Source organism: Streptosporangium subroseum (genome assembly GCF_900188345.1).
GTDB classification, from domain to species: domain Bacteria; phylum Actinomycetota; class Actinomycetes; order Streptosporangiales; family Streptosporangiaceae; genus Streptosporangium; species Streptosporangium subroseum.
In genome coordinates this window covers 48,906-68,481 of the sequence record NZ_FZOD01000027.1, presented here as the reverse complement: position 1 = coordinate 68,481, position 19,576 = coordinate 48,906, and the positions used below count along the sequence as shown (strand labels likewise).

The following is a 19,576-nucleotide window of genomic DNA, read 5'->3' as shown; positions in this document are numbered from 1 at the left end:
CGGTGCTTGGACTGCTGAGCGGGAAATAGCAATGGGGGTTGCGAAGAGGTCCGCGAGACCACACCTGGCCGGCAATCGGCGACCGGCGTCAGGCACGCTTTCGCGGACCTCTCCGCGCGGCGCAGACCCGATGCGGAAGCGGCGGCAGCCCCTGGATCGAGACGCCGCACAGTTCCGTTTTCAGACTGTCAGGCGCAGTTAACATTGGATGTCTTCAAACGTCAATAGTCCACAACGAGTCAGTGAATCACCAAAATCCCCCATAATGTCCCAAGAACAAGCGGTAAACAGGGCGTCCTTGCTGTCTACCTGCGGGCACCGCCCTCTCGACCGGCCTCAACACCTCCGATGTATCGACTTTTCAAGGTGAGGATGCTCGCGCCGGAGGTGCGGAGGGGCGATCTGCCCGGGTGGGTGGTTATCGGGGGCCGCTCGTGCGATCGGCGGTGAGGCCCGCCACGACGATGACGCCCCCGCGGGAGAGCGGCGCCCGCGAGCCGGTCGGGGTGGGGATCCGCGCCCCGATCACTCGGAGCTCCAGAGGTGCAGCGCGGCGTAGGCCCGCCAGGGCCGCCACCGTTCGATGTGGCTGTCGGGGATGCCCAGACAGGCCATGGCCCGCCGCAACCCGAGGTCTCCGCAGGGCCACGCGTCCGGATCCCGCAGCGCCCGCAGCGTGATGTAACCGGCCGTCCACGGCCCGATCCCGGGGACCTCCAGCAGCCTGGCCGTGACCTCTCCCGGCTCCTGAGCCCCGTCCAGATCGATCTCCTCACCCGTCACCTTCGCGGCGAGAGCCTTCAGCGTGGCCACCCGCCGTCCGGTCAGCCCCAGCCCGCCGAGATCGGCGTCCAGGAGCTCCGCGGCGGTGGGAAACAGGTGACTCAGCCCCTCCACGCCGGTCGGGCGACCGGCCCGGCCGGCGATGCGGCCGAGGAGGGTACGGGCGCCGGCGACCGAGATCTGCTGGCCGACCACGGCGCGCACGGCCACCTCGAAGCCATCCCAGGCGCCCGGGACCCGCAGGCCGGGCCGGGCGGCGACGAGCGGGGCCAGGGAGGTCTCCCCCAGGGCGCCGGTGATGGACTCCGGGTCGGCGTCAAGGTCGAGCAGGCGCCGGCAGCGGGCGACGACGCGCGCCAGATGGCGGGTGTCGTCGAGGCTCACGTCCAGCCTGACGTGACCGGGCGCCGGGGTGAGGGTGATCGTGCCACCCGGGACGGCGCGGCTGTAGGAGCTCTCGCCGACGTGCTCCAGCCCCGGAATGGCCCGTCCCCTCAGGAACCGCATCAAAGGCTCGGCGTCGTACGGCTCGCGCCGGTGCAGCCGGAGCGTCAGCGACCTGTCGGCGACGCTCCGGCCCGACGCGACCCGCAGCTCGCCGGGGGTGAAACCGTAGGTCTCCTTCATGGTCGCGTTGAACTGCCGCACGCTCCCGAACCCCGACGCGAACGCCACGTCGGTGATCGACAGCCCGGTCTCGGTCAGCAGTTGCTTGGCCAGCAGCAGGCGCTTGGTCCTGGCCACGGCCAGCGGTCCCACGCCGAGCTCGCCGGTGAACAGCCGGTGCAGGTGCCGTTCGGTGATGTGCAGCCGCCCGGCCAGCCTCGTGATCCCGCCGTCGTCGGCCACGCCCTCCTCGATCAGCCGGAGCGCCCGGCCGACCAGGTCGCCCCGGTGGTCCCAGCCGGGATCGCCGGGGCTGAGCTCGGGGCGGCACCGCTTGCAGGGCCGGAACCCGGCCGCCTCCGCGGAGGCGGCGTGGCGGTAGAACCGAACGTTGCGGGACGAGGGCGTGCGCGCCGGGCAGATCGGCCGGCAGTAGATGTGGGTGGAGGTGACCGCCGTGTAGAACCGCCCGTCGAATCGGGCATCCCTCGCGGCCACCGCGCGGTAACAGGAGTTGAAGTCGAGCTCTTTCACGGACACGTCGACGACGCTATCCGCAGCGCAGGTCCCATGACCGGCGGGAATCGGACCTGGCCCTCGGACGGGGAAGGCGCCGATTCCACGCCGCTACTCCGGGGAGAGGTCACTGTCGAGCCTCGCGGGAATCGGACCCGGCCACCGCGTGGAGAAGGCGTCGGCTCCGAGCCGTCTCTCGAGAGGATACGGAGTCCGAGCCGTCACTTGGAGGAGACGCCGACTCCGATCTCGAACTCGCGGTAGACGCGGGCCCAGAAACCGTCGCGGAGCCAGACCCTGGCCTCGGGATACGGCCGCAGGGAGTGGCCGAGCTCCTTCTCCGCCTCGATGAGGAGCTCGGTGTCGATGACCGTGGGAAGGATCGGGCCGGGGAGCAGGTCGCGGATGTTGTCGCGGCCACGGGTGAGGATCCACTTCTGGGCCACGTGCTCGCCGACCTCCTCGACGCGCGGACGGCTCGGGCCGAGCTTGGTGACCTGGCCCGCGGGAGCCTTGGGCTTGGCGGTGGCGGGGGTGCGACCGGCGAAGACCTGGGCGGGCGAGGGCGCGATCGGGGTGCTCGGGACCGGGACGGGCGCGGGGGCGCGGCTGAAGAAGGAGCGGAGGAAGTCGGCGCTGATGATCTCGACGGTGTCGGACTCCCAGACGAGGCGCTCGGCCTGGTTGGTGCCGTAGGGCGGCTCGACGCCCCACAGGTGGATCCGCACGCCGTACGCCTGGGCGGCCTCGACGGCCGGGACCATGTCCTCGTCGCCGGCGAGCAGGATCGTGTCGCTCACCGCGTGGTGCCTGGCCAGAGCCTCCAGATCGCTCCTGATCTGGGCGTCCACGCCCTTCTGCTGGCCTCGGGCGTTGAGGTTGCCCAGGCGCACCTTGACCCAGGGAAGCTGGGCGATGACCCGCTGGTCCACGGTCGGCACCCTGTCGCGGGCGGCGTCGTACCAATAAATTCTCAGCAGTTCACCGTGAATACGTGCTTCCGCATGCTTCTGCAAGGCCTGAATCAGCTCGTCGGCCGCAACCCGATACTCCTTGCGCTCCTTGGCGCCCAGAAGCACTTCGCCCGCTGCGGCATACAGATACCCGACATCTACCAAGACGGCGTACTTCGCAGCAATGGGATGGGACGTGAGGTCCAGGATGGTCATGTCGTCCTCCAGGCCTCGGAACTAGCTGATCGGCTGACTATATGCGCCCATTTCTTAGATGGTCCCAACTCTCGCGTAAGTTGACACCCCGTTCTGGGATCTATCTCGGCAGGCCGCTTGATCTCCATGCGCCTTGTCCAGTCGGAAGAGGCTTTCGCATCTGGTGTGCTGGATTGCGCCAGGATTCCGTTTTCTGTACGGCTTTCGCCATCGGGGTCGCTCGTGATGCGAGCGCGATCACCAGCGCGGCGATCTCCTCTTCGCTCGCATCTCCTCGGATGATCTTCAAATGTCTCATAGTGGGATGTTCCCATGCTTCTTCGGCGGCAGAGTCGCGCGCTTGTTGCGTAGTGCACGCAATGCCTTCACGATCTGGAGCCGGGTTTCGGAAGGACGGATCACCGCGTCTACATACCCGCGTTCGGCGGCAAGATACGGGTTGGCGAGCGTGTCCTCGTACTCGGCGACGAACCGGGCCCGCTGGGCGTCCGGATCGTCGGCGGAGGCGAGTTCGCGCCGGTAGAGGATGTTGACCGCACCCTGCGCGCCCATCACCGCGATCTGCGCGGTCGGCCAGGCGAGGTTGATGTCCGCGCCCAGGTGCTTGGAGCCCATGACGTCGTAGGCGCCGCCGTACGCCTTGCGGGTGATCACCGTGACCAGCGGCACCGTCGCCTCCGCATAGGCGTAGAGCAGCTTGGCCCCGCGGCGGATGATCCCGTTCCATTCCTGGTCGGTGCCGGGAAGGAATCCAGGAACATCGACAAATGTCAGAACCGGAATGTTAAAGGCGTCACATGTTCGGACGAATCTCGCGGCTTTCTCCGATGCCGAGATGTCCAGCGTGCCCGCGAAACTCATCGGCTGGTTGGCGACGATCCCCACGGAACGCCCTTCGACCCGGCCGAAGCCAACGAGGATGTTAGGCGCGAATTGCGCGTGCACCTCCAGGAATTCGCCGTCGTCCAGGACGTGCTCGATGACCGTGTGCATCTCGTAGGGCTGGTTCGCGGAATCGGGGATCAGTGTGTCGAGTTCGCGGTCGTCATCGGTGGTTTCCAGGACCGGATAGGCGTCGAAGACCGGGGCCCCGTCCATGTTGTTGGACGGCAGGTAGGACAGCAGCGCCCTGGCGAACTCCAGGCAGTCGGCCTCGTCGGAGGCCTCGTAGTGGGCGACGCCCGACCGGGAGCTGTGCGTGTGCGCGCCGCCGAGCTCCTCGAACGTCACCTCCTCGCCGGTGACCGTCTTGATGACGTCCGGGCCGGTGATGAACATGTGCGACTTCTCCGACACCATCAGGACGAAGTCGGTGAGCGCGGGGGAGTAGACCGCGCCGCCCGCGCACGGGCCCATGATCAGCGAGATCTGCGGGATCACTCCCGAGGCGTGGACGTTCCGCTTGAAGATCTCGGCGTACAGGCCCAGGGAGACGACGCCCTCCTGGATGCGAGCCCCGCCGGAGTCGTTGATGCCGACCACCGGGCAGCCGGTCTTCAGCGCGTGGTCCATGACCTTGACGATCTTCTCCCCGAAGACCTCGCCGAGTGACCCGCCGAACACGGTGAAATCCTGGGCGAACACCGCCACCGGGCGGTCGTCCACCGTGCCGTGGCCGGTCACCACGCCGTCGCCGTACGGCCGCTCGTGCTCCATGCCGAAACTTATCGAGCGATGCCTGGCCAGCTCGTCGAACTCCACGAAGCTGCCGTCGTCCAGAAACTCAAGGACCCGCTCCCTGGCGGTCATCTTGCCCCGGGCGTGCTGCTTCTCGACGGCACGGGCCGGGCCGGCGTGGGCGGCCTCGTCCAGGCGGCGCTCCAGATCGGCGAGTTTTCCGGCCGTCGTGCGGATATCGGGTCCGGCGTCTGCAGGCTCAGCGCTTATCGGGTCGTTCATCCAAGCAGGGTAACCGTCTGCTGACATGGAGAACTATCAGGGGAGGTCGTTCGTTTCGCCGGGGGGACATCTCATCAGTAACGGGCGATTCTGGAGAGTAGATGCCATGGCGGACATCGTCGAAGCCGTACGCACGCAGGGACTGTTCAAGAGATTCGGGCAGCAGACGGCCGTCGGAGGTGTCGATCTCATCGTGCCGCAGGGCAGTTTCGCCGGGCTGGTCGGCCCGAACGGCGCGGGCAAGACCACCACGCTCAGCATGGTCACCGGCCTCCTCCGTCCCGACGGCGGCCTCATCCACATCGACGGCGTCGACGTCTGGCGCGACCAGGTCGTGATCAAGAGTCGCATCGGCGTGCTCCCCGAGGGCCTGCGCCTGTTCGAACGGTTGTCGGGCAGGGAACTGCTGTCCTACAACGGTCAGCTCCGGGGCATCCCCAGGGCGGAGGTGGAGCAGCGGGCCGAGGGGCTGCTGAAGATCATGGACCTGACGGAGGCGGCCGACAAGCTCGTCATCGACTACTCCACCGGTATGCGCAAGAAGATCGGCCTGGCCGCCGCGCTGCTGCACAACCCCAAGGTGCTCTTTCTGGACGAGCCGTTCGAAGGGGTCGACCCGGTCAGCGCCAACACACTGGTCGAGGTGCTCCAGCGCTACACCGCCTCAGGATCGACCGTCATCTTCTCCAGCCACGTCATGGAGCTCGTCGAGCGTCTGTGCGACTGGGTCTCGGTGATGAACCGGGGCCAGATCGTCGCCCAGGGCCCGCTGGAGACGGTCCGGGCGGGCCGGAGCCTCAACGAGGCCTTCCTCGGCCTGGTCGGGGTGCGCGACGGCGGCGGAGAGGAGGGCCTGTCATGGCTGGGCGCGACCTCGAGGTGAACGCGGCGGGGCAGGCTGGAGACGAGAGCGACGAGAGCGCAGCGGGACGGGGCGGCGGAATGAGCGCGGGCTTATCGGACGGCGGGAGTACGGCGGAGCCGGATGGCGGAGGTGCCGCGAGGCCGGCCGGCGGGAGCACGGCGGAGCCGGGCGGTGGTGGGATCGAGACCGTACGGGTGGGCCCCTCGGTGTTCGTCCGGCTCAAGCTCCGCCTCATCGCCGGGAACCTGCGGGGCAGCACCTCCCGCGTGCTCGGGTTCGTCTTCACCCTCGTCGCCGCGATCGCCGTGGCGACCCTGGGATTCTTCCTGATGGCGTCGCTCCGCCTGGCGCCGGAGGACGTCGCCCTCGACGTCGGGATCGTGCTGTTCACCGTTTTCCTGGTGGGCTGGACGCTCACCCCGCTGCTGGCGTTCGGCCTGGACGACACGCTCGACCCGTCGAGGCTGTCGCTGTTCCCGCTGCGGACCGGTCAGCTCGCGGTGGGCATGTTCGCCACCTCGATCACCGGCGTCTGGCCGATCGCCACGCTGATCATCATGATCGGGGCGATCGCCGGCCTGGCCACCGGCATCGGCGGCGTGCTGCTGGGCGTCGTCGCGGTGCTGCTGCTGTTCGCGCTCTGCATCGTCACCTCCCGGCTGGTCACCACGGCACTGTCCGGAATCCTGCGCACCCGCAGGGGCAGGGACGTGCTCGCCGTCTCGGTGGTCTTCTTCGTCCTGGCGGCCCAGCTTCCCAACCTGCTGCTCAACGGCGGCACGTCGGGTGACCCGGTGGCCCTGTTGCACGGCGGTGCCTCGGTGCTGCGCTGGACCCCGCCGGGCATGGCAGCGCACGCCATCGCCGACGGCGGTGTCACGGCGGTCGTCGAACTGGCCGTCCTTGCCGTCCTGGTCGCCGTGATCGGCCGACTCTGGATCATGGCGCTCCGCAGGGCCCTGGTCTCGGCGGACGCCTCCACCGAGGGCGCCTCGGTCAGAAACTCCAAGGGACTGCTGGCCCGGGTGCTGCCCGACGGCCCGCTCGCCGCGGTCGTCACCAAGGAGCTCAAGTACGCCCGCCGCGACCCCCGGGGCCGGGTCGGCTGGTTCGCCGCCATCGCGGTCACCGGCGTCATGGCCTTCTCCCTGAGCCGCGACCAGACCGGAACCGGAAGCATCGCCCTGGCGATCGCCCCGGCGTGCATCGGCGGGGTGCTGATCGGCCTGCAGTCGGCCAACGCGTTCGGCATCGACGGCCGCTCGCTGTGGATGAACTCCGTGGTCTACGGCACCGAGCGGGACTGGCGGACCGACCTCGCCGGGCGGCACCTGGCCGTCGCGACCATCGCGGCCCCGCTGCTCGCCCTGATCGCCGTGGTCGCCGCACTCCTGGCAGGCGACCTCCTGTGGGCCGTTCCCGGGGCCCTCGCGGCCTGGGGCATCCTCGGTGTCGGGCTCGGCACGGGCGCGCTGACCAGCGTGTTCCTGCCGTACACCGTGCCCGAGCGGCTCAATGCCTTCACCGGCGCGGCGCCGGGGCAGGGCGGCATCGCCTTCCTGGCGTCGTTCGGCGCGTTGATCGGCGGCGCCCTGGTGGCGTTGCCGATCGCGCTGCCCGTACTGCTCGGTCTTCCCTGGGTCAGCGTGCTGGCGGTGCCGTACGGTCTGCTGATCTCCTGGGGTGGTCGCCGGATCGCCGGAAACGCGGCGTTCAGGCGATATCCCCAGATCCTGGGGGCCGTCGCGCACTCGAGCTGAATGGTCTAGTCCAATGGGTGAGACCGGTCTCCGCTGGAGAAAACGGACTAGGTACGCTGACGGGCATGGCCGCCACCGTGTCCCGCCAGGAGCGTTCCTCCGCTGTCACCGAGATGCCCGACGAGTTGCGCGCGGATGTGCGGCTTCTCGGAGGGCTACTGGGGCAGGTCATCGCCGAGTACGGCGGTGATGACCTCCTCGCCGATGTAGAACGACTGCGCAAGGCCGTCATCGGAGCCCGTCGCAGGGAGGTGTCGGTCGACGAGATCACCGCGATGGTGGCCGAGTGGCCGATCGACAGGGCGGTGCAGATCGCCCGGGCATTCACCTGCTACTTCCACCTGGCGAACCTCGCCGAGGAGCACTTCCGGATCCGCACGCTCCGGGTCAGGGACACCGGCGAGGAGCCGCTGCCGGAGTCCATCGCGCAGGCCGTGCAGGAACTCGGCGGCGAGAAGGTCGCTGAACTGGTCGAGGGGCTGCGCCTGCACCCCGTGCTGACCGCGCACCCGACCGAGGCCCGCAGGCGCGCGGTGGTCACCGCGATCCAGCGGATCAGCGGCCAGCTCACCACCTACAACAGCTCCGACCGGGGTGCGGCCGAGCGGGCCGAGACCCGCCGGCGGCTGGTGGAGGAGATCGACCTGCTCTGGCGGACCTCCCAGCTCAGGTCCACCAAGCTCGACCCGCTGGACGAGGTCCGCACCGCGATGGCGGCCTTCGACGAGACGCTCTTCCGCGTGGTGCCGCTGGTCTACCGCTCGCTGGACGCCGCGCTCGGCGGGGGTGACGGCACCCGCAAGCCCATGGCCCGGGCCTTCATCCGCTACGGCAGCTGGATCGGCGGCGACCGCGACGGCAACCCCAACGTCACCGCCAAGGTGACCCGGGACGCCGTGCTCATCCAGGCCGAGCACGTGCTGATCGCCCTGGAGAACGCCACGCTCAGGATCGGCCGGTCCCTCACCCTGACCGCCGGCTACACCCCGGCCTCGCGGGAGCTGAGGACCGCGCTGGCCGGCGCCGTGAACGACCACCCGGACCTGGTCTCGGAGATGGCCACCCGCTCCCCGCAGGAGCCGCACCGGCAGTGGCTGATGTTCGTCGCCGCCCGCATCGGGGCCACCCGTCAGCGAGGCCTCGACCTGGCCTACCGCTCACCCGAGCAGCTCCTGAACGACCTGCGGATCGCCCAGACGTCCCTGGTCGAGGCCGGCGCGAACCGGCAGGCGTACGGCGAGCTGCAGCATCTGATCTGGCAGGTGGAGACGTTCGGCTTCCACCTGGCGGAGCTGGAGGTCCGCCAGCACTCGCAGGTCCACGCCGACGTGCTGGCCGAGCTGGAGGCCGGACGGACCTCCGAGCGGACCGAGGAGGTCCTGGCCACGATCCGGACGATCGCCTGGATCCAGGAGCGGTTCGGCGTGACCGCCTGCTCCCGCTACGTCGTCTCCTTCACCCGGTCCGCCGACGACATCGCCGCGGTCTACGCGCTGGCCGAGCACGCGCTCGGCGGCCGGGCGCCGCAGCTGGACGTGGTGCCGCTGTTCGAGTCGGGCGCCGACCTCGCGGCGGCCCCCGACGTGCTGTCGGGCATGCTGAAGATCCCGGGCATCCAGGCCAGGCTGGCCGCCGACCGGCGCCTGGAGGTCATGCTCGGCTACTCCGACTCCGCCAAGGAGCTCGGCCCGGCCGCCGCGACCCTGAAGCTGTACGAGGCCCAGGAGGCGCTGACCGCGTGGTCGGACGAGCACGGCGTGCCGCTGACGCTGTTCCACGGCCGGGGAGGCGCCCTGGGCCGGGGCGGCGGCCCCGCCAACCGGGCCGTGCTCGCCCAGGCTCCGGGTTCGGTGGGCGGCAGGTTCAAGGTCACCGAGCAGGGTGAGGTCATCTTCGCCCGCTACGGCCACGACGCCATCGCCCGCCGCCACATGGAGCAGGTCACCTCGGCGGTGCTGCTCACCTCCACCCCGTCCATCGGAACCCGCACGGCCGAGGCCGCGGGGCGCTTCCGCGGCGTGGCCGAGCAGGTCGCCTCCGCCTCGGAGAAGGCCTACCGGCTGCTGACCGAGGCACCCGGCTTCCCCGAGTGGTTCTCCCTGGTCAGCCCGCTGGAGGAGATCGGGTCACTCCGTCTCGGCTCCCGCCCGGCCCGGCGCGGCCTCGGCGCGCCCCGGTCCCTCGACGACCTGAGGGCCATCCCGTGGGTGTTCGCCTGGGCCCAGACCCGGGTTAACCTGCCCGGCTGGTACGGCCTGGGCAGCGGCCTGGACGCCGTGATCTCCGAGTCCGGCCTGGACGAGCTGCGCGCCGCCTACCGCGAGTGGCCGCTGTTCGCCTCGCTGCTGGACAACGTGGAGATGTCGCTGGCCAAGACCGACCGGGACATCGCCGCCCGCTACCTCGCGCTCGGCGCCAGGGACGACTTCGTCGAGCAGGTCCTGACGGAGTACGACCTGACCCGCCGCCTGGTCCTGGAGGTCACCGGCCACACCCGCCTGCTGGAGGACCGCAGGGTCCTGTCCCGCGCGGTCCAGCTCCGCGACCCCTACGTGGACGCGCTCTCCCACCTCCAGCTCCGCGCGCTGTCCACCCTCCGCGCCGACGACAACCTGTCGGAGGAGGAGCGTGAGCGCCTGTCCACGCTGCTGCTCCTGTCGGTCAACGGCGTCGCCGCCGGCCTGCAGAACACCGGCTGACGGATGCCATCCGGTGACTCGTGACCGCGAAACCCGGTGCTCCGCGGGCCGGAGGGTGGCGGGGTCGCCGGGTGGCCGCAGAACACGGGGCGATCGGATGACGACGGAGGGCCAGGTGACCGGATGACCGGAGAATCCCGGACGATCCGCCTCGCCGTTCCCGGCGACCGGCCCGTCGTCGAGGGGATCGTCGAGGCGGCCTACCGGCCGTGGGCGGAGCTGATCGGCATCCGGCCCAAGCCGATGGACGACGACTACGCCGCGCGGATCGCGGCCGGTCACGTCCACCTGCTGGAGGACGAGGGCGTCGCCGGGCTCATCGTGCTGGTCCCCGAGGACGGCGTGCTGCTGGTGGACAACGTCGCCGTGGCCCCCGACCGCCACGGTCAGGGACTGGGCAGGGCGCTCTTGGCCTTCGCCGAGGCCCAGGCCCGTACGGCGGGCCTGGGGGCGCTGCGGCTGTACACCAACGCCCTGATGGAGCCGAACATCGCGCTGTACGGGCGCCTCGGCTACGAGATCACCGAACGCCGCCGGTCCGGCCCGCGTGACGTGGTCTTCATGACGAAGCGGCTCGACGGCTGAAACCACGCTCCCGGCGCTCTCCGGAGCCGGGTGGACGGCTCAGGTGACGATCCGCTCCGGGGACGAGTAGATGTTGAAGCGCTCGTCACGCAGGAAACCGACCAGCGTCATCCCGAAATCCCTGGCCAGATCCACGGCCAGGGAGGAGGGCGCGGAGACCGCGCAGACGATCGGCAGGCCCGCGGTGAGGGCCTTCTGCATGATCTCGTAGCTGCTCCGCCCGCTCACCATCAGGATGTGCCCGCCCAGCGGCAGCCTCTCGCCCATCAGGGCCCAGCCGACCAGCTTGTCCACCGCGTTGTGCCGTCCCACGTCCTCGCGGAGCGCCAGGAGCTCGCCGTCCGGGGTGAACAGCCCCGCCGCGTGCAGGCCCCCCGTCTTGCCGAACACCCCCTGACCCTCCCTGAGCCGCCGTGGCAGGCCGTACAGGATGTCGGGGGAGACGCGCAGGCCCTCCTGGGGCGGCAGCGGGGAGCAGCGGTCGTGCAGGGCCTCGAGGCTGGCCGTGCCGCAGACTCCGCAGGCGCTCGACGTCATGAAGTGCCTGTCGAGGGCGGGCAGGTCGGGCAGTTCCCCATGCAGCCGCACCGTCACGATGTTGTAGCGTGCCTCGGGCGTGACGTCCTCGTCGGTGCAGTAGCCGATCCTGTCGATGCCGCCGGACGTGACCATGCCCTCGCCGTACAGGAAACCGGCCGCCAGCTCGAAGTCGTGACCGGGGGTCCGCATGGTGATCGCGACCGTCCGCCGGGCGTCGCCCGCCTGGATGCGGATCTCCAGTGGCTCCTCGGTCGCCAGGTCGTCACGGCGTTCCCTGACCGCTCCGGGGGTCACCTCCGTGACCCGGGTCCGGGTGGTGGCCCCCGGCCTCGGAGGACCGGCCCGCTCGACGGGACCGGCCCGCTCGACCAGTTTGAGCAGCTCGTCCATCTCATCCATCTCGAACGGTTCGGCGAGCTCGTTCTGCGTGACGGGTACGTCCAGCTCGTCCAGCTCGAACGGTCCGGCGGGCCCGGCCCGCTTGACGGACCCGGTCCGCTCGGCCGGCTCGGCGGGCTTCCGACCGGCCCGGTCACGTGGGTCAAGGCGTTCGCTCATGGTGTCCATCTTCCCGATCGGCCGATCACCCGGATAGGTCTTGGTTTCCTTCCCAACCCATCAGTGGTCCGAAAAGTCCGGCTCTGTCTGTGATCTCCAACTACGGTCACAGTATTCCCTGGTCATTGCCTTAATTCGGTAACAGGGGGTCGTTAAGGGAGGCAAGATGGCTAAGTGCTCGACTCGCCCTTTACTGATCTTGATCGCCCGCCGCTGTCGCAGGCCGCCCTCACCCGTGCCCTGGTCCACCCGGGAAGCCTCTGGTCGGGCATCACCGTCGTCGGCCGTACCGGCTCGACGAACGCGGACCTCGCGCAGGCCGTCCGCGACGGCGCCCGGCAGGGAGCCGTCGTCATCGCGGAGGCACAGTTCGCCGGTCGCGGCAGGCTCGGCCGGGTCTGGAGCGCTCCGCCGCGCTCGGGCCTGACCTTCTCCGTGCTCCTGCGCCCGGACCCGCCCCCGCTCAAGCAGGGCTGGCTGCCGCTGCTCGTCGGCCTGGCCGTCGCGTCGGCCGTGCGCAACGTCGCCGAGGTGGACGTCCGGCTGAAATGGCCGAACGACCTGCTCATCGGGGAGCGCAAGCTCGCGGGGGTGCTCGCCGAGCGGGTGGACAGCGCGGTGATCGTGGGTGTCGGGCTCAACGTGAGCCTCCGCACCGAGGAGCTGCCGGTGGAGACCGGCACCTCGCTGGTCATCGAGAACGCCGCCTGCGTCGACCGCGACCCGCTCATCCGGGCCGTGCTGCGGGAGATCGAGACCCACTACCGCGACTGGTCGGAGGCGCACGGCGACGCCGACGCGTGTGGCCTGCGGGCCGCCTACCTCGCGATCAGCGCGACGATCGGCCGTGAGGTCCGGGTGGAGCTACCCGGTGAGCGGGTGCTCACCGGGCTGGCCACCGGCATCGACCACTCCGGTCGCCTGCTGGTGGAGTCCAAGGGGGAAGAGCACACGCTGAGCGCGGGTGACGTCGTGCACGTCCGCCCTCACACCCCTTGACGCGGGGCCGTCCGTCAGCGGTTCCGGCCGGAAGGGCGGGCAACCAGGAAAGAATTCGGCGAAACGGTTACCCACGAGATGGAGGCAGTCGTGACGTGGGACGCGCAGGCATGCCACGCTTTGCCCCATGAGTCTCCCTGATCGCCACATGACAGAGGGGGAACGACGAATCCGGTCGTTCCACCCTCACTGGAAACGCCTCATCGTGCCCGCCCTCGCACTGGTTCTCATCATCGTCGCGTCCAGTGCCGTAATCTTCTTCATGCCCGCCTTCGAATATGACTTCTACGCGACCATCGCGGTGTTCGTGATCGCCGTGGGACTGCTGACCGTGTGGTCGTTCGTTCCGTACCTGCGGTGGAAGAACACCTCGTACGTGCTCACCTCGCACCGGTTCACGATCAGCACGGGCGTGCTGAACAAGTCCATCGACGACATCCCGATGACCAAGGTCAACACGGTCAGCGCCGACCAGAGTCTGATGGAGCGGATGCTCGGCTGCGGCACGCTCACCGTCGAGTCGGCGGCCGAGCAGGGCCAGATCATCCTGCGGGACATCCCCCAGATCCAGGACGTACGGGCCGAGCTGTTCCGTGCTCTGGACGACGCGACGGACGGCGAGCCCTCGGAGCGAGGCGGACGATAATCGATGCGGCCTGACCTCCAGGGCCGGGGGAGAAGGAGAAGATGGGCCCAGAGGCATTGACGGGGCGTCCGACGGCAGAGCAGATCGAACGCCTCTTCGTCGGCTCTCCACCTCTCTACACCCGGCTTCAGGTGGCCCAGCTCGCCGAGGTCTCGCAGGATCTCGCCGAGCGGATCTGGCGTGCCCTCGGGTTCGCCACCCTGCCCGATGACGCCGTGGCCTTCACCGACGCGGATGTGGCCGCGCTCAAGCGGGTCCGGGCGATGATGGACGCCGGGTTGCTGAACGACCAGACGATCATCCGGATGACGAGGGCGCTCGGCCAGACGACGGCCAGGCTCGCGCAGTGGCAGGCCGAAATCATCATCGGCGCCATGCTCGATCCCGGCAGGCCGCCCAACGACGCGGACCTGACGGCGATCATGGAGACCTCGCGGCGGCTGCTCCCCGACCTCGAGCAGGTGCTGGTCCATGTGTGGCGGGCCCAGCTGGCCGCCGCCGGGATCCGCCTGCTGGCCAACACCGACATCACCCAGGAGATCGTGCCCACCAGGCTCACCCTCGCGGTGGGCTTCGCCGACCTGGTCTCCTTCACCAGGGTCTCCCGCGAGCTGGATGAGCGGGGCCTGGCCGAGCTGGTCGAGGGGTTCGAGTCCCGGGCCTCGGACGTGGTCGCCAAGCACGGGGGGCGGCTGGTCAAGACGCTCGGCGACGAGGTGTTGTTCACCGCCGCAGACCCGCGGGCGGCCGCGATGATCGCGCTGGGCCTCGTCGCCGCGAGCAGGAGGGAGGGGCCGGAGGTGCGGATCGGGCTGGCCTACGGTCAGGTGCTGCCGATCATGGGAGACGTCTTCGGGACCACGGTCAACCTGGCGGCCCGGCTGACGGCCATCGCCCGCCCGGGCACGATCATCGTCGACAGCGAGCTGGCCGACGGTCTCGTGGACGTGCCGGACGTCGAGGTGGGCCGCCTGCGCAGGCGGCCGGCCCGCGGCATCGGGTTCGTGCAGCCCTACGTGCTCCGCGGGGCCGGCAAGCCTTGAGGCGGGCCGTGCGTTGAGGCAGGGTTGTGCATTGAGACAGTGCGCGCCCCGGAGGGACAAACCCCCACACTCTAATGAGCTACATCTGTGGAAGCAGGGCATTCCGAAGATGGGGCATGATCTGAAACTGTTCGACCGGTAACCGAGCTCAAACGTTAGATGAGGTGCAGGACATGCCGTACACCGTGCAAGGCGTGATCGCACGTGGCAAGGGTGAGCCCGTCTCCCTGGAGACGATTCACGTGCCGGATCCCGGTCCCGGCGAGGCGGTGGTGAACGTTCAGGCCTGCGGCGTCTGCCACACGGACCTGCACTACCGCGAGGGCGGGATCAACGACGACTTCCCCTTCCTGCTCGGTCACGAGGCCGCGGGAGTGGTCGAGGCCGTCGGTGAGGGCGTCACGGATGTGGCCCCGGGCGACTACGTGATCCTGAACTGGCGTGCGGTCTGCGGTGACTGCCGCGCCTGCCGGCGTGGGCGTCCGTGGTACTGCTTCAACACCCACAACGCCACTCAGAAGATGACCCTGGAGGACGGAACGCCGCTCTCCCCGGCCCTCGGCATCGGCGCCTTCGCCGAGAAGACCCTGGTCGCGGCCGGTCAGTGCACCAAGGTGAACCCGGCGGCCCCCGCGACGGTGGCGGGCCTGCTCGGCTGCGGCGTGATGGCGGGCATCGGCGCGGCCATCAACACCGGCGGCGTGACCCGGGGCGACAGCGTGGCCGTCATCGGCTGCGGCGGCGTCGGTGACGCGGCCATCCACGGCTCCTGGCTGGCGGGCGCCTCGAAGATCATCGCAGTGGACGTGGACGACCGGAAGCTCGCCTGGGCCAAGGAGTTCGGCGCCACCCACACGATCAACTCCCGCACCTCCGACGCGGTGGAGGCGATCAAGGAGCTCACCGGCGGCAACGGCGCGGACGTGGTGATCGAGGCGGTCGGCCGCCCGGAGACCTACAAGCAGGCCTTCTACGCCCGCGACCTGGCCGGAACCGTGGTCCTGGTCGGGGTGCCCACCCCGGAGATGACGCTGGAGCTGCCGCTGCTGGACGTCTTCGGCCGCGGTGGCTCGCTGAAGTCCTCCTGGTACGGCGACTGCCTGCCCAGCCGTGACTTCCCCATGCTCATCGACCTCTACCTCCAGGGGCGGCTGGACCTGGAGCGCTTCGTCTCCGAGACGATCGGCCTGGGCGACATCGAGGAGGCCTTCACCAAGATGCACGCCGGCGAGGTCCTCCGTTCGGTGGTGGTCCTGTGATCGACAAGGTCGTCACCTCGGGAACGTTCTCGCTGGACGGCGGGACCTGGGACGTCGAGAACAACGTCTGGCTCGTCGGCTCCGCGCGCGAGGTCATCGTCATCGACGCGGCGCACGACGTCGAGGCCATCGCCGACCGGGTCGGTGACCGTGTGGTCAAGGCGATCGTCTGCACCCACGCGCACAACGACCACATCAACGCGGCGGCCGAGCTCGCCGAGCGGGTGGACGCGCCGATCCTGCTCCATCCGGCCGACCAGGTCCTGTGGGACATGGTCTACCCCGACCGGCCGTACACCCCGCTGAAGGACGGCCAGGTGCTCGTCGTGGGCGGGGTCGAGCTGACCGTGCTGCACACGCCCGGTCACGCTCCGGGCGCCGTCTGCCTGTACTCCCACGGGATCGGCGCGGTCTTCGGCGGCGACACCCTGTTCAAGGGCGGCCCCGGCGCGACCGGCAGGTCCTTCTCCTCGTTCGAGACGATCATCGACTCGATCCGGGAGCGGTTGCTGACCCTGCCGGGGGAGACGGCCGTGCACACGGGGCACGGAGACTCCACCCTGATCGCCGAGGAGGCCAAGCACCTGGAGGAATGGCTGGCCAGAGGGCACTGACGTCCGGCGGGGAAGCGCGGAGGGTGTGAGCGCGTCGAGGTCGTGTGTCGCAGCACACATAGGCAAGCCTTACCAAATGAGTTACATTAGGCGTGCCTAACCTACACACGCTTCCCCTGAAGGGCTGCTTCCCCGCCATGTATGCATGCGTCTGCCGCGCGGTGACCGAAAACGAGGTTCACGACTGCATCGCCGCAGGTGCGAAGAGCGCACGCCAGATCCGGGACGCCACGGGTGCCGGTGGGGACTGCGCTTCTTGTGTGCGGAAGATCTGTGCGATCCTGAAGCGGTCTGAAGATTTGGTGCCGACCGCATAGCACGAGGAGCCCGCCATGCAGGGCGACAAAAAGATCATCGAATTGCTCAATGAGCAGCTTACGGCTGAGTTGACCGCGATCAACCAGTATTTCCTGCACGCCAAGATGCAGGAGAACTGGGGATATACCAGGCTTGCGAAGTACACCCGCGAAGAGTCCATCGACGAGATGCGCCACGCGGAGAAGCTCACTGATCGCATCCTTTTCCTCGAAGGCCTGCCTAATTATCAGAAGCTGGGCATCCTGCACATTGGCCAGACGGTCAAGGAGCAGCTCCGCGCGGACCTGGACGTCGAGCTCGAGGTCGTCACGCGTCTGCGGCCCGCGATCATCCTGATGCGCGAGAAGGGCGACCACACCTCGGCTCGCCTCTTTGAGGAGATCCTCGAAGACGAGGAGCGCCACATCGACTATCTGGAGACCGAGCTGGGGCTCATCGGCAGTCTGGGGGAGCAGCTCTATCTGGCTCGCTACGCCGAGCCGCCGTCGGCTTCGTGAGCCAATTGCCAGATCGCTCCAGTTTTGCCCCGAACGCGCCCGCCGGATCCCCATCTGGTAGGGCGTGTTCTGCTTTGTCAGCGAAATATTTGGCGAGCCTGTGCTTTCCAGGGACTTCCGAGGCGGGAGCGGTACTGCGCGGCCCTCAACCCTTGCGGGATGACTATCCGGGATTTATCAGTGTTTGCCCAGGTCAATGGATAGGTCAACGACGAGTCAAACCGCGCGCTGTACCCGGGAAACGATCCTCTAAGGTCCTACGATCGCAACATGACCTGTGTACTACTCGCCGAGGATGACACCTCGATCTCCGAGCCACTGGCGCGTGCTCTGCGCCGCGAGGGCTACCAAGTTGAGGTCAGCCCCGACGGCCCGCAAGCCCTAGAGCGGGCTCTGTCGGGTGGCATCGACCTGATAGTTCTTGACCTTGGCCTGCCCGAGATGGACGGCCTGGAAGTGGCCAGACGAATTCGCGCCGAAGGGCACGGCACGCCCGTGCTCATTCTCACTGCCCGTGTTGACGAGGTGGACACCGTTGTGGGCCTCGACGCCGGAGCAGATGACTATGTCACCAAACCGTTCCGCCTCGCGGAGCTCCTGGCAAGGGTCCGGGCTCTCCTGCGGCGCGGCACGTCCGAGACGCCCGTTGTGCAGGGCGTGCGCATCGACGCCGACTCCCGTCGCGCGTGGATGGGAGAGAAGGAACTACACCTGACGACCAAGGAGTTCGACCTGCTGCGCGTCCTGGTCCGCGACGCCGGCAAGGTGGTCACCCGCGAGCAGATCATGCGCGAGGTGTGGGACACCAACTGGTGGGGCTCCACCAAGACACTGGACATGCATATCTCATGGCTACGCCGCAAGCTGGGTGACGATGCCGCCAAGCCCCGCTACATCACGACGGTTCGAGGAGTCGGCTTCCGGTTCGAACGCGAGTAGGGATGCGCCGCCGCCTGCTTGCTTCCACCCTCCTCGTCGCGGTCATCGGGGTGTTGCTGCTTGGCATCCCACTTGGCGTGGCGGTCAACCGGCTGATTGAGGAGGAGGCGACCCAGGAACTTTCCTCCCAGGCCAAAAGCCTGCTGGGGGAGGTGGAGTATGCCCGTATTCAGGACCAGCCCATCGATCCCGAACAGCTGAGACGCAAATATTCCGATCGATACATCCAGATTTACGCGAAGGGGACGCCTCCTCAGGTGACGACGGTGGGCACCGAGCCCGTCGAAAGTCAGAAGATGACCGAGGACGCCCAGTCGGAGAACGGCGTGTACGTCGCGGTCAGCCGCGACAAGACGGAGGTGGAGCATGAGGTGCGGGCATGGCTTCTGCTCATCCTCGGGCTTGCCGCGGCTGCTCTCGCGGTCGCGGTGGGGCTCGCCATCGTGCAGTCACGCCGTCTGACGCTTCCGCTCAGTGACCTGGCGATGATCGCTGAGCGGCTTGGTTCAGGTGACGCCAGGCCGAGCAAGCACCGTTACGGCATCCAGGAGCTGGACCGGGTGGCCGAGGTGCTCGACCGCAGCGCGACCCGCATCTCCGACCTGCTGGCCAGGGAGCGCGAGTTCGCGACCGACGCCTCGCACCAGCTCCGCACTCCGCTGACCGGCCTCACCATGCGGTTGGAGGAGATCGTGGCGGCCGCGGACGAGCCGGGAATCGTCAAGGAGGAAGGCGAGGCCGCCATCGTGCAGGCCGAGCGGCTCACCGCGGTGATCGACGAACTGCTGGCCGCCGCCAGACGGCAGCGGCACTCGCAGGCCGAGGTGATCGAGCTTGACGCGCTGCTGGACCAGCAGCTCATCGAGTGGGGCCCGGCATTCCGCCGGGCCGGACGGAAATTGAAGCTGTCCGGCACCCGTGAGCTCCAGGCGCTGGGCACCAGCGGCGGCATCAGTCAGGTGATCTCGACCCTCCTGGAGAACTCGCTGGAACACGGCGACGGCACGGTGACGGTGACCACCAGCGACAAGGACAAGTCCGTCGTGATCGAAGTGGCGGACCAGGGCAACGGCATCACCGACGACCTGGCCCCCCGGGTCTTCGAACGAAACGTGAGCGGAGGCGGCGGAACCGGTCTGGGTCTGCCCCTCGCACGGGCGCTGGCCGCCGCCGACGGCGGCCGGCTGGAGCTCGTACGGCACCGCCCGGCGGCGTTCGCGTTCTTCCTGCGCCAGGTCGGCGACACCGGCAGGACCAGGGTGGTCAGCGGGCCTGCCTGAC

General features: G+C 68.9%; 18 protein-coding genes. 13 read left to right on the top strand and 5 right to left on the bottom strand.

Annotation, left to right across the window (positions count from 1 at the left end):
- Positions 1–525 precede the first annotated feature (525 nt).
- From CHC08_RS25200 to CHC08_RS25185, 4 genes are all read right to left on the bottom strand, one after another.
- Positions 526–1,929 carry a DNA-3-methyladenine glycosylase 2 gene (locus tag CHC08_RS25200; RefSeq protein WP_089209841.1) on the bottom strand — a complete coding sequence of 468 codons (1,404 nt, stop codon included), beginning with the start codon at positions 1,927–1,929 and terminating at the stop codon, positions 526–528.
- 197 nt (positions 1,930–2,126) lie between these two features.
- Entirely contained in the window at positions 2,127–3,074 is a 948-nt protein-coding gene (locus CHC08_RS25195; RefSeq protein ID WP_089209840.1) for an NYN domain-containing protein, read from the bottom strand.
- A gap of 100 nt (positions 3,075–3,174) precedes the next feature.
- Complete coding sequence (locus CHC08_RS52980) at positions 3,175–3,372, bottom strand: acyl-CoA carboxylase subunit epsilon (RefSeq protein WP_089209839.1); 198 nt, start codon at positions 3,370–3,372, stop codon at positions 3,175–3,177.
- Positions 3,369–4,973 (bottom strand): acyl-CoA carboxylase subunit beta, encoded by a 1,605-nt coding sequence (locus CHC08_RS25185; RefSeq protein ID WP_089209838.1) that lies wholly within the window; start codon positions 4,971–4,973, stop codon positions 3,369–3,371. Before CHC08_RS25185 ends, CHC08_RS52980 begins: the two co-directional genes overlap by 4 nt.
- 106 nt (positions 4,974–5,079) lie before the next feature.
- Here CHC08_RS25185 and CHC08_RS25180 point away from each other — a divergent pair, with 106 nt between their 5' ends.
- From CHC08_RS25180 to CHC08_RS25165, 4 genes are all read left to right on the top strand, one after another.
- Positions 5,080–5,856, top strand: a complete 777-nt coding sequence (locus CHC08_RS25180; protein ID WP_089209837.1) for an ABC transporter ATP-binding protein — start codon at positions 5,080–5,082, stop codon at positions 5,854–5,856.
- A complete protein-coding gene (locus tag CHC08_RS25175) occupies positions 5,832–7,598 on the top strand; it encodes a hypothetical protein (protein WP_245878554.1) in 1,767 nt (588 codons plus the stop codon). Before CHC08_RS25180 ends, CHC08_RS25175 begins: the two co-directional genes overlap by 25 nt.
- Before the next feature lie 65 nt (positions 7,599–7,663).
- Positions 7,664–10,297, top strand: coding sequence for a phosphoenolpyruvate carboxylase (locus tag CHC08_RS25170; protein ID WP_089209836.1), 2,634 nt, complete (start codon positions 7,664–7,666; stop codon positions 10,295–10,297).
- Between the two features lie 123 nt (positions 10,298–10,420).
- Positions 10,421–10,882, top strand: coding sequence for a GNAT family N-acetyltransferase (locus CHC08_RS25165; RefSeq protein ID WP_089209835.1), 462 nt, complete (start codon positions 10,421–10,423; stop codon positions 10,880–10,882).
- Between the two features lie 39 nt (positions 10,883–10,921).
- Here CHC08_RS25165 and fdhD read toward each other — a convergent pair whose 3' ends face one another.
- On the bottom strand, positions 10,922–11,980 hold the full coding sequence (gene fdhD / locus CHC08_RS25160; RefSeq protein WP_245878553.1) for a formate dehydrogenase accessory sulfurtransferase FdhD: 1,059 nt from the start codon (positions 11,978–11,980) through the stop codon (positions 10,922–10,924).
- A 174-nt stretch (positions 11,981–12,154) separates the two neighbouring features.
- On the opposite strand from fdhD, the gene CHC08_RS25155 reads away from it, so the two are divergent.
- From CHC08_RS25155 to CHC08_RS25115, 9 genes are all read left to right on the top strand, one after another.
- Entirely contained in the window at positions 12,155–12,979 is an 825-nt protein-coding gene (locus tag CHC08_RS25155) for a biotin--[acetyl-CoA-carboxylase] ligase (RefSeq protein ID WP_089209834.1), read from the top strand.
- Between the two features lie 127 nt (positions 12,980–13,106).
- The gene (locus tag CHC08_RS25150) at positions 13,107–13,625 is read left to right on the top strand and encodes a PH domain-containing protein (RefSeq protein ID WP_089209833.1); all 519 of its coding nucleotides are present in this window, start codon (positions 13,107–13,109) and stop codon (positions 13,623–13,625) included.
- Positions 13,626–13,666: 41 nt separating this feature from the next.
- Positions 13,667–14,668, top strand: coding sequence for an adenylate/guanylate cyclase domain-containing protein (locus CHC08_RS25145; RefSeq protein ID WP_089209832.1), 1,002 nt, complete (start codon positions 13,667–13,669; stop codon positions 14,666–14,668).
- Between the two features lie 173 nt (positions 14,669–14,841).
- Positions 14,842–15,927 (top strand): S-(hydroxymethyl)mycothiol dehydrogenase, encoded by a 1,086-nt coding sequence (locus CHC08_RS25140; RefSeq protein ID WP_089209831.1) that lies wholly within the window; start codon positions 14,842–14,844, stop codon positions 15,925–15,927.
- Positions 15,924–16,541 (top strand): MBL fold metallo-hydrolase, encoded by a 618-nt coding sequence (locus tag CHC08_RS25135; RefSeq protein WP_089209830.1) that lies wholly within the window; start codon positions 15,924–15,926, stop codon positions 16,539–16,541. The genes CHC08_RS25140 and CHC08_RS25135 overlap by 4 nt, the downstream gene beginning before the upstream one ends.
- A gap of 137 nt (positions 16,542–16,678) precedes the next feature.
- Positions 16,679–16,858, top strand: coding sequence for a (2Fe-2S)-binding protein (locus CHC08_RS25130; RefSeq protein WP_089209873.1), 180 nt, complete (start codon positions 16,679–16,681; stop codon positions 16,856–16,858).
- Between the two features lie 15 nt (positions 16,859–16,873).
- Positions 16,874–17,356 carry a bacterioferritin gene (bfr, locus tag CHC08_RS25125; protein ID WP_089209829.1) on the top strand — a complete coding sequence of 161 codons (483 nt, stop codon included), beginning with the start codon at positions 16,874–16,876 and terminating at the stop codon, positions 17,354–17,356.
- 270 nt (positions 17,357–17,626) lie between these two features.
- Positions 17,627–18,295 carry a response regulator transcription factor gene (locus CHC08_RS25120; protein WP_043620820.1) on the top strand — a complete coding sequence of 223 codons (669 nt, stop codon included), beginning with the start codon at positions 17,627–17,629 and terminating at the stop codon, positions 18,293–18,295.
- Between the two features lie 2 nt (positions 18,296–18,297).
- Positions 18,298–19,575, top strand: coding sequence for an ATP-binding protein (locus CHC08_RS25115; RefSeq protein ID WP_089209828.1), 1,278 nt, complete (start codon positions 18,298–18,300; stop codon positions 19,573–19,575).
- Position 19,576 lies beyond the last annotated feature (1 nt).

What these genes read in the sequence shown, in the direction of transcription:
- fdhD (WP_245878553.1), bottom strand. Translation starts at nt 11,980, where the DNA reads ATGAGCGAACGCCTTGACCCACGTGACCGGGCCGGTCGGAAGCCCGCC.
- CHC08_RS25150 (WP_089209833.1), top strand. Translation starts at nt 13,107, where the DNA reads ATGAGTCTCCCTGATCGCCACATGACAGAGGGGGAACGACGAATCCGG.
- CHC08_RS52980 (WP_089209839.1), bottom strand. Translation starts at nt 3,372, where the DNA reads ATGAGACATTTGAAGATCATCCGAGGAGATGCGAGCGAAGAGGAGATC.
- CHC08_RS25180 (WP_089209837.1), top strand. Translation starts at nt 5,080, where the DNA reads ATGGCGGACATCGTCGAAGCCGTACGCACGCAGGGACTGTTCAAGAGA.
- CHC08_RS25130 (WP_089209873.1), top strand. Translation starts at nt 16,679, where the DNA reads ATGTATGCATGCGTCTGCCGCGCGGTGACCGAAAACGAGGTTCACGAC.
- CHC08_RS25165 (WP_089209835.1), top strand. Translation starts at nt 10,421, where the DNA reads ATGACCGGAGAATCCCGGACGATCCGCCTCGCCGTTCCCGGCGACCGG.
- CHC08_RS25140 (WP_089209831.1), top strand. Translation starts at nt 14,842, where the DNA reads ATGCCGTACACCGTGCAAGGCGTGATCGCACGTGGCAAGGGTGAGCCC.
- CHC08_RS25185 (WP_089209838.1), bottom strand. Translation starts at nt 4,973, where the DNA reads ATGAACGACCCGATAAGCGCTGAGCCTGCAGACGCCGGACCCGATATC.
- CHC08_RS25120 (WP_043620820.1), top strand. Translation starts at nt 17,627, where the DNA reads ATGACCTGTGTACTACTCGCCGAGGATGACACCTCGATCTCCGAGCCA.
- CHC08_RS25175 (WP_245878554.1), top strand. Translation starts at nt 5,832, where the DNA reads ATGGCTGGGCGCGACCTCGAGGTGAACGCGGCGGGGCAGGCTGGAGAC.
- CHC08_RS25170 (WP_089209836.1), top strand. Translation starts at nt 7,664, where the DNA reads ATGGCCGCCACCGTGTCCCGCCAGGAGCGTTCCTCCGCTGTCACCGAG.
- CHC08_RS25115 (WP_089209828.1), top strand. Translation starts at nt 18,298, where the DNA reads ATGCGCCGCCGCCTGCTTGCTTCCACCCTCCTCGTCGCGGTCATCGGG.
- CHC08_RS25145 (WP_089209832.1), top strand. Translation starts at nt 13,667, where the DNA reads ATGGGCCCAGAGGCATTGACGGGGCGTCCGACGGCAGAGCAGATCGAA.
- bfr (WP_089209829.1), top strand. Translation starts at nt 16,874, where the DNA reads ATGCAGGGCGACAAAAAGATCATCGAATTGCTCAATGAGCAGCTTACG.
- CHC08_RS25195 (WP_089209840.1), bottom strand. Translation starts at nt 3,074, where the DNA reads ATGACCATCCTGGACCTCACGTCCCATCCCATTGCTGCGAAGTACGCC.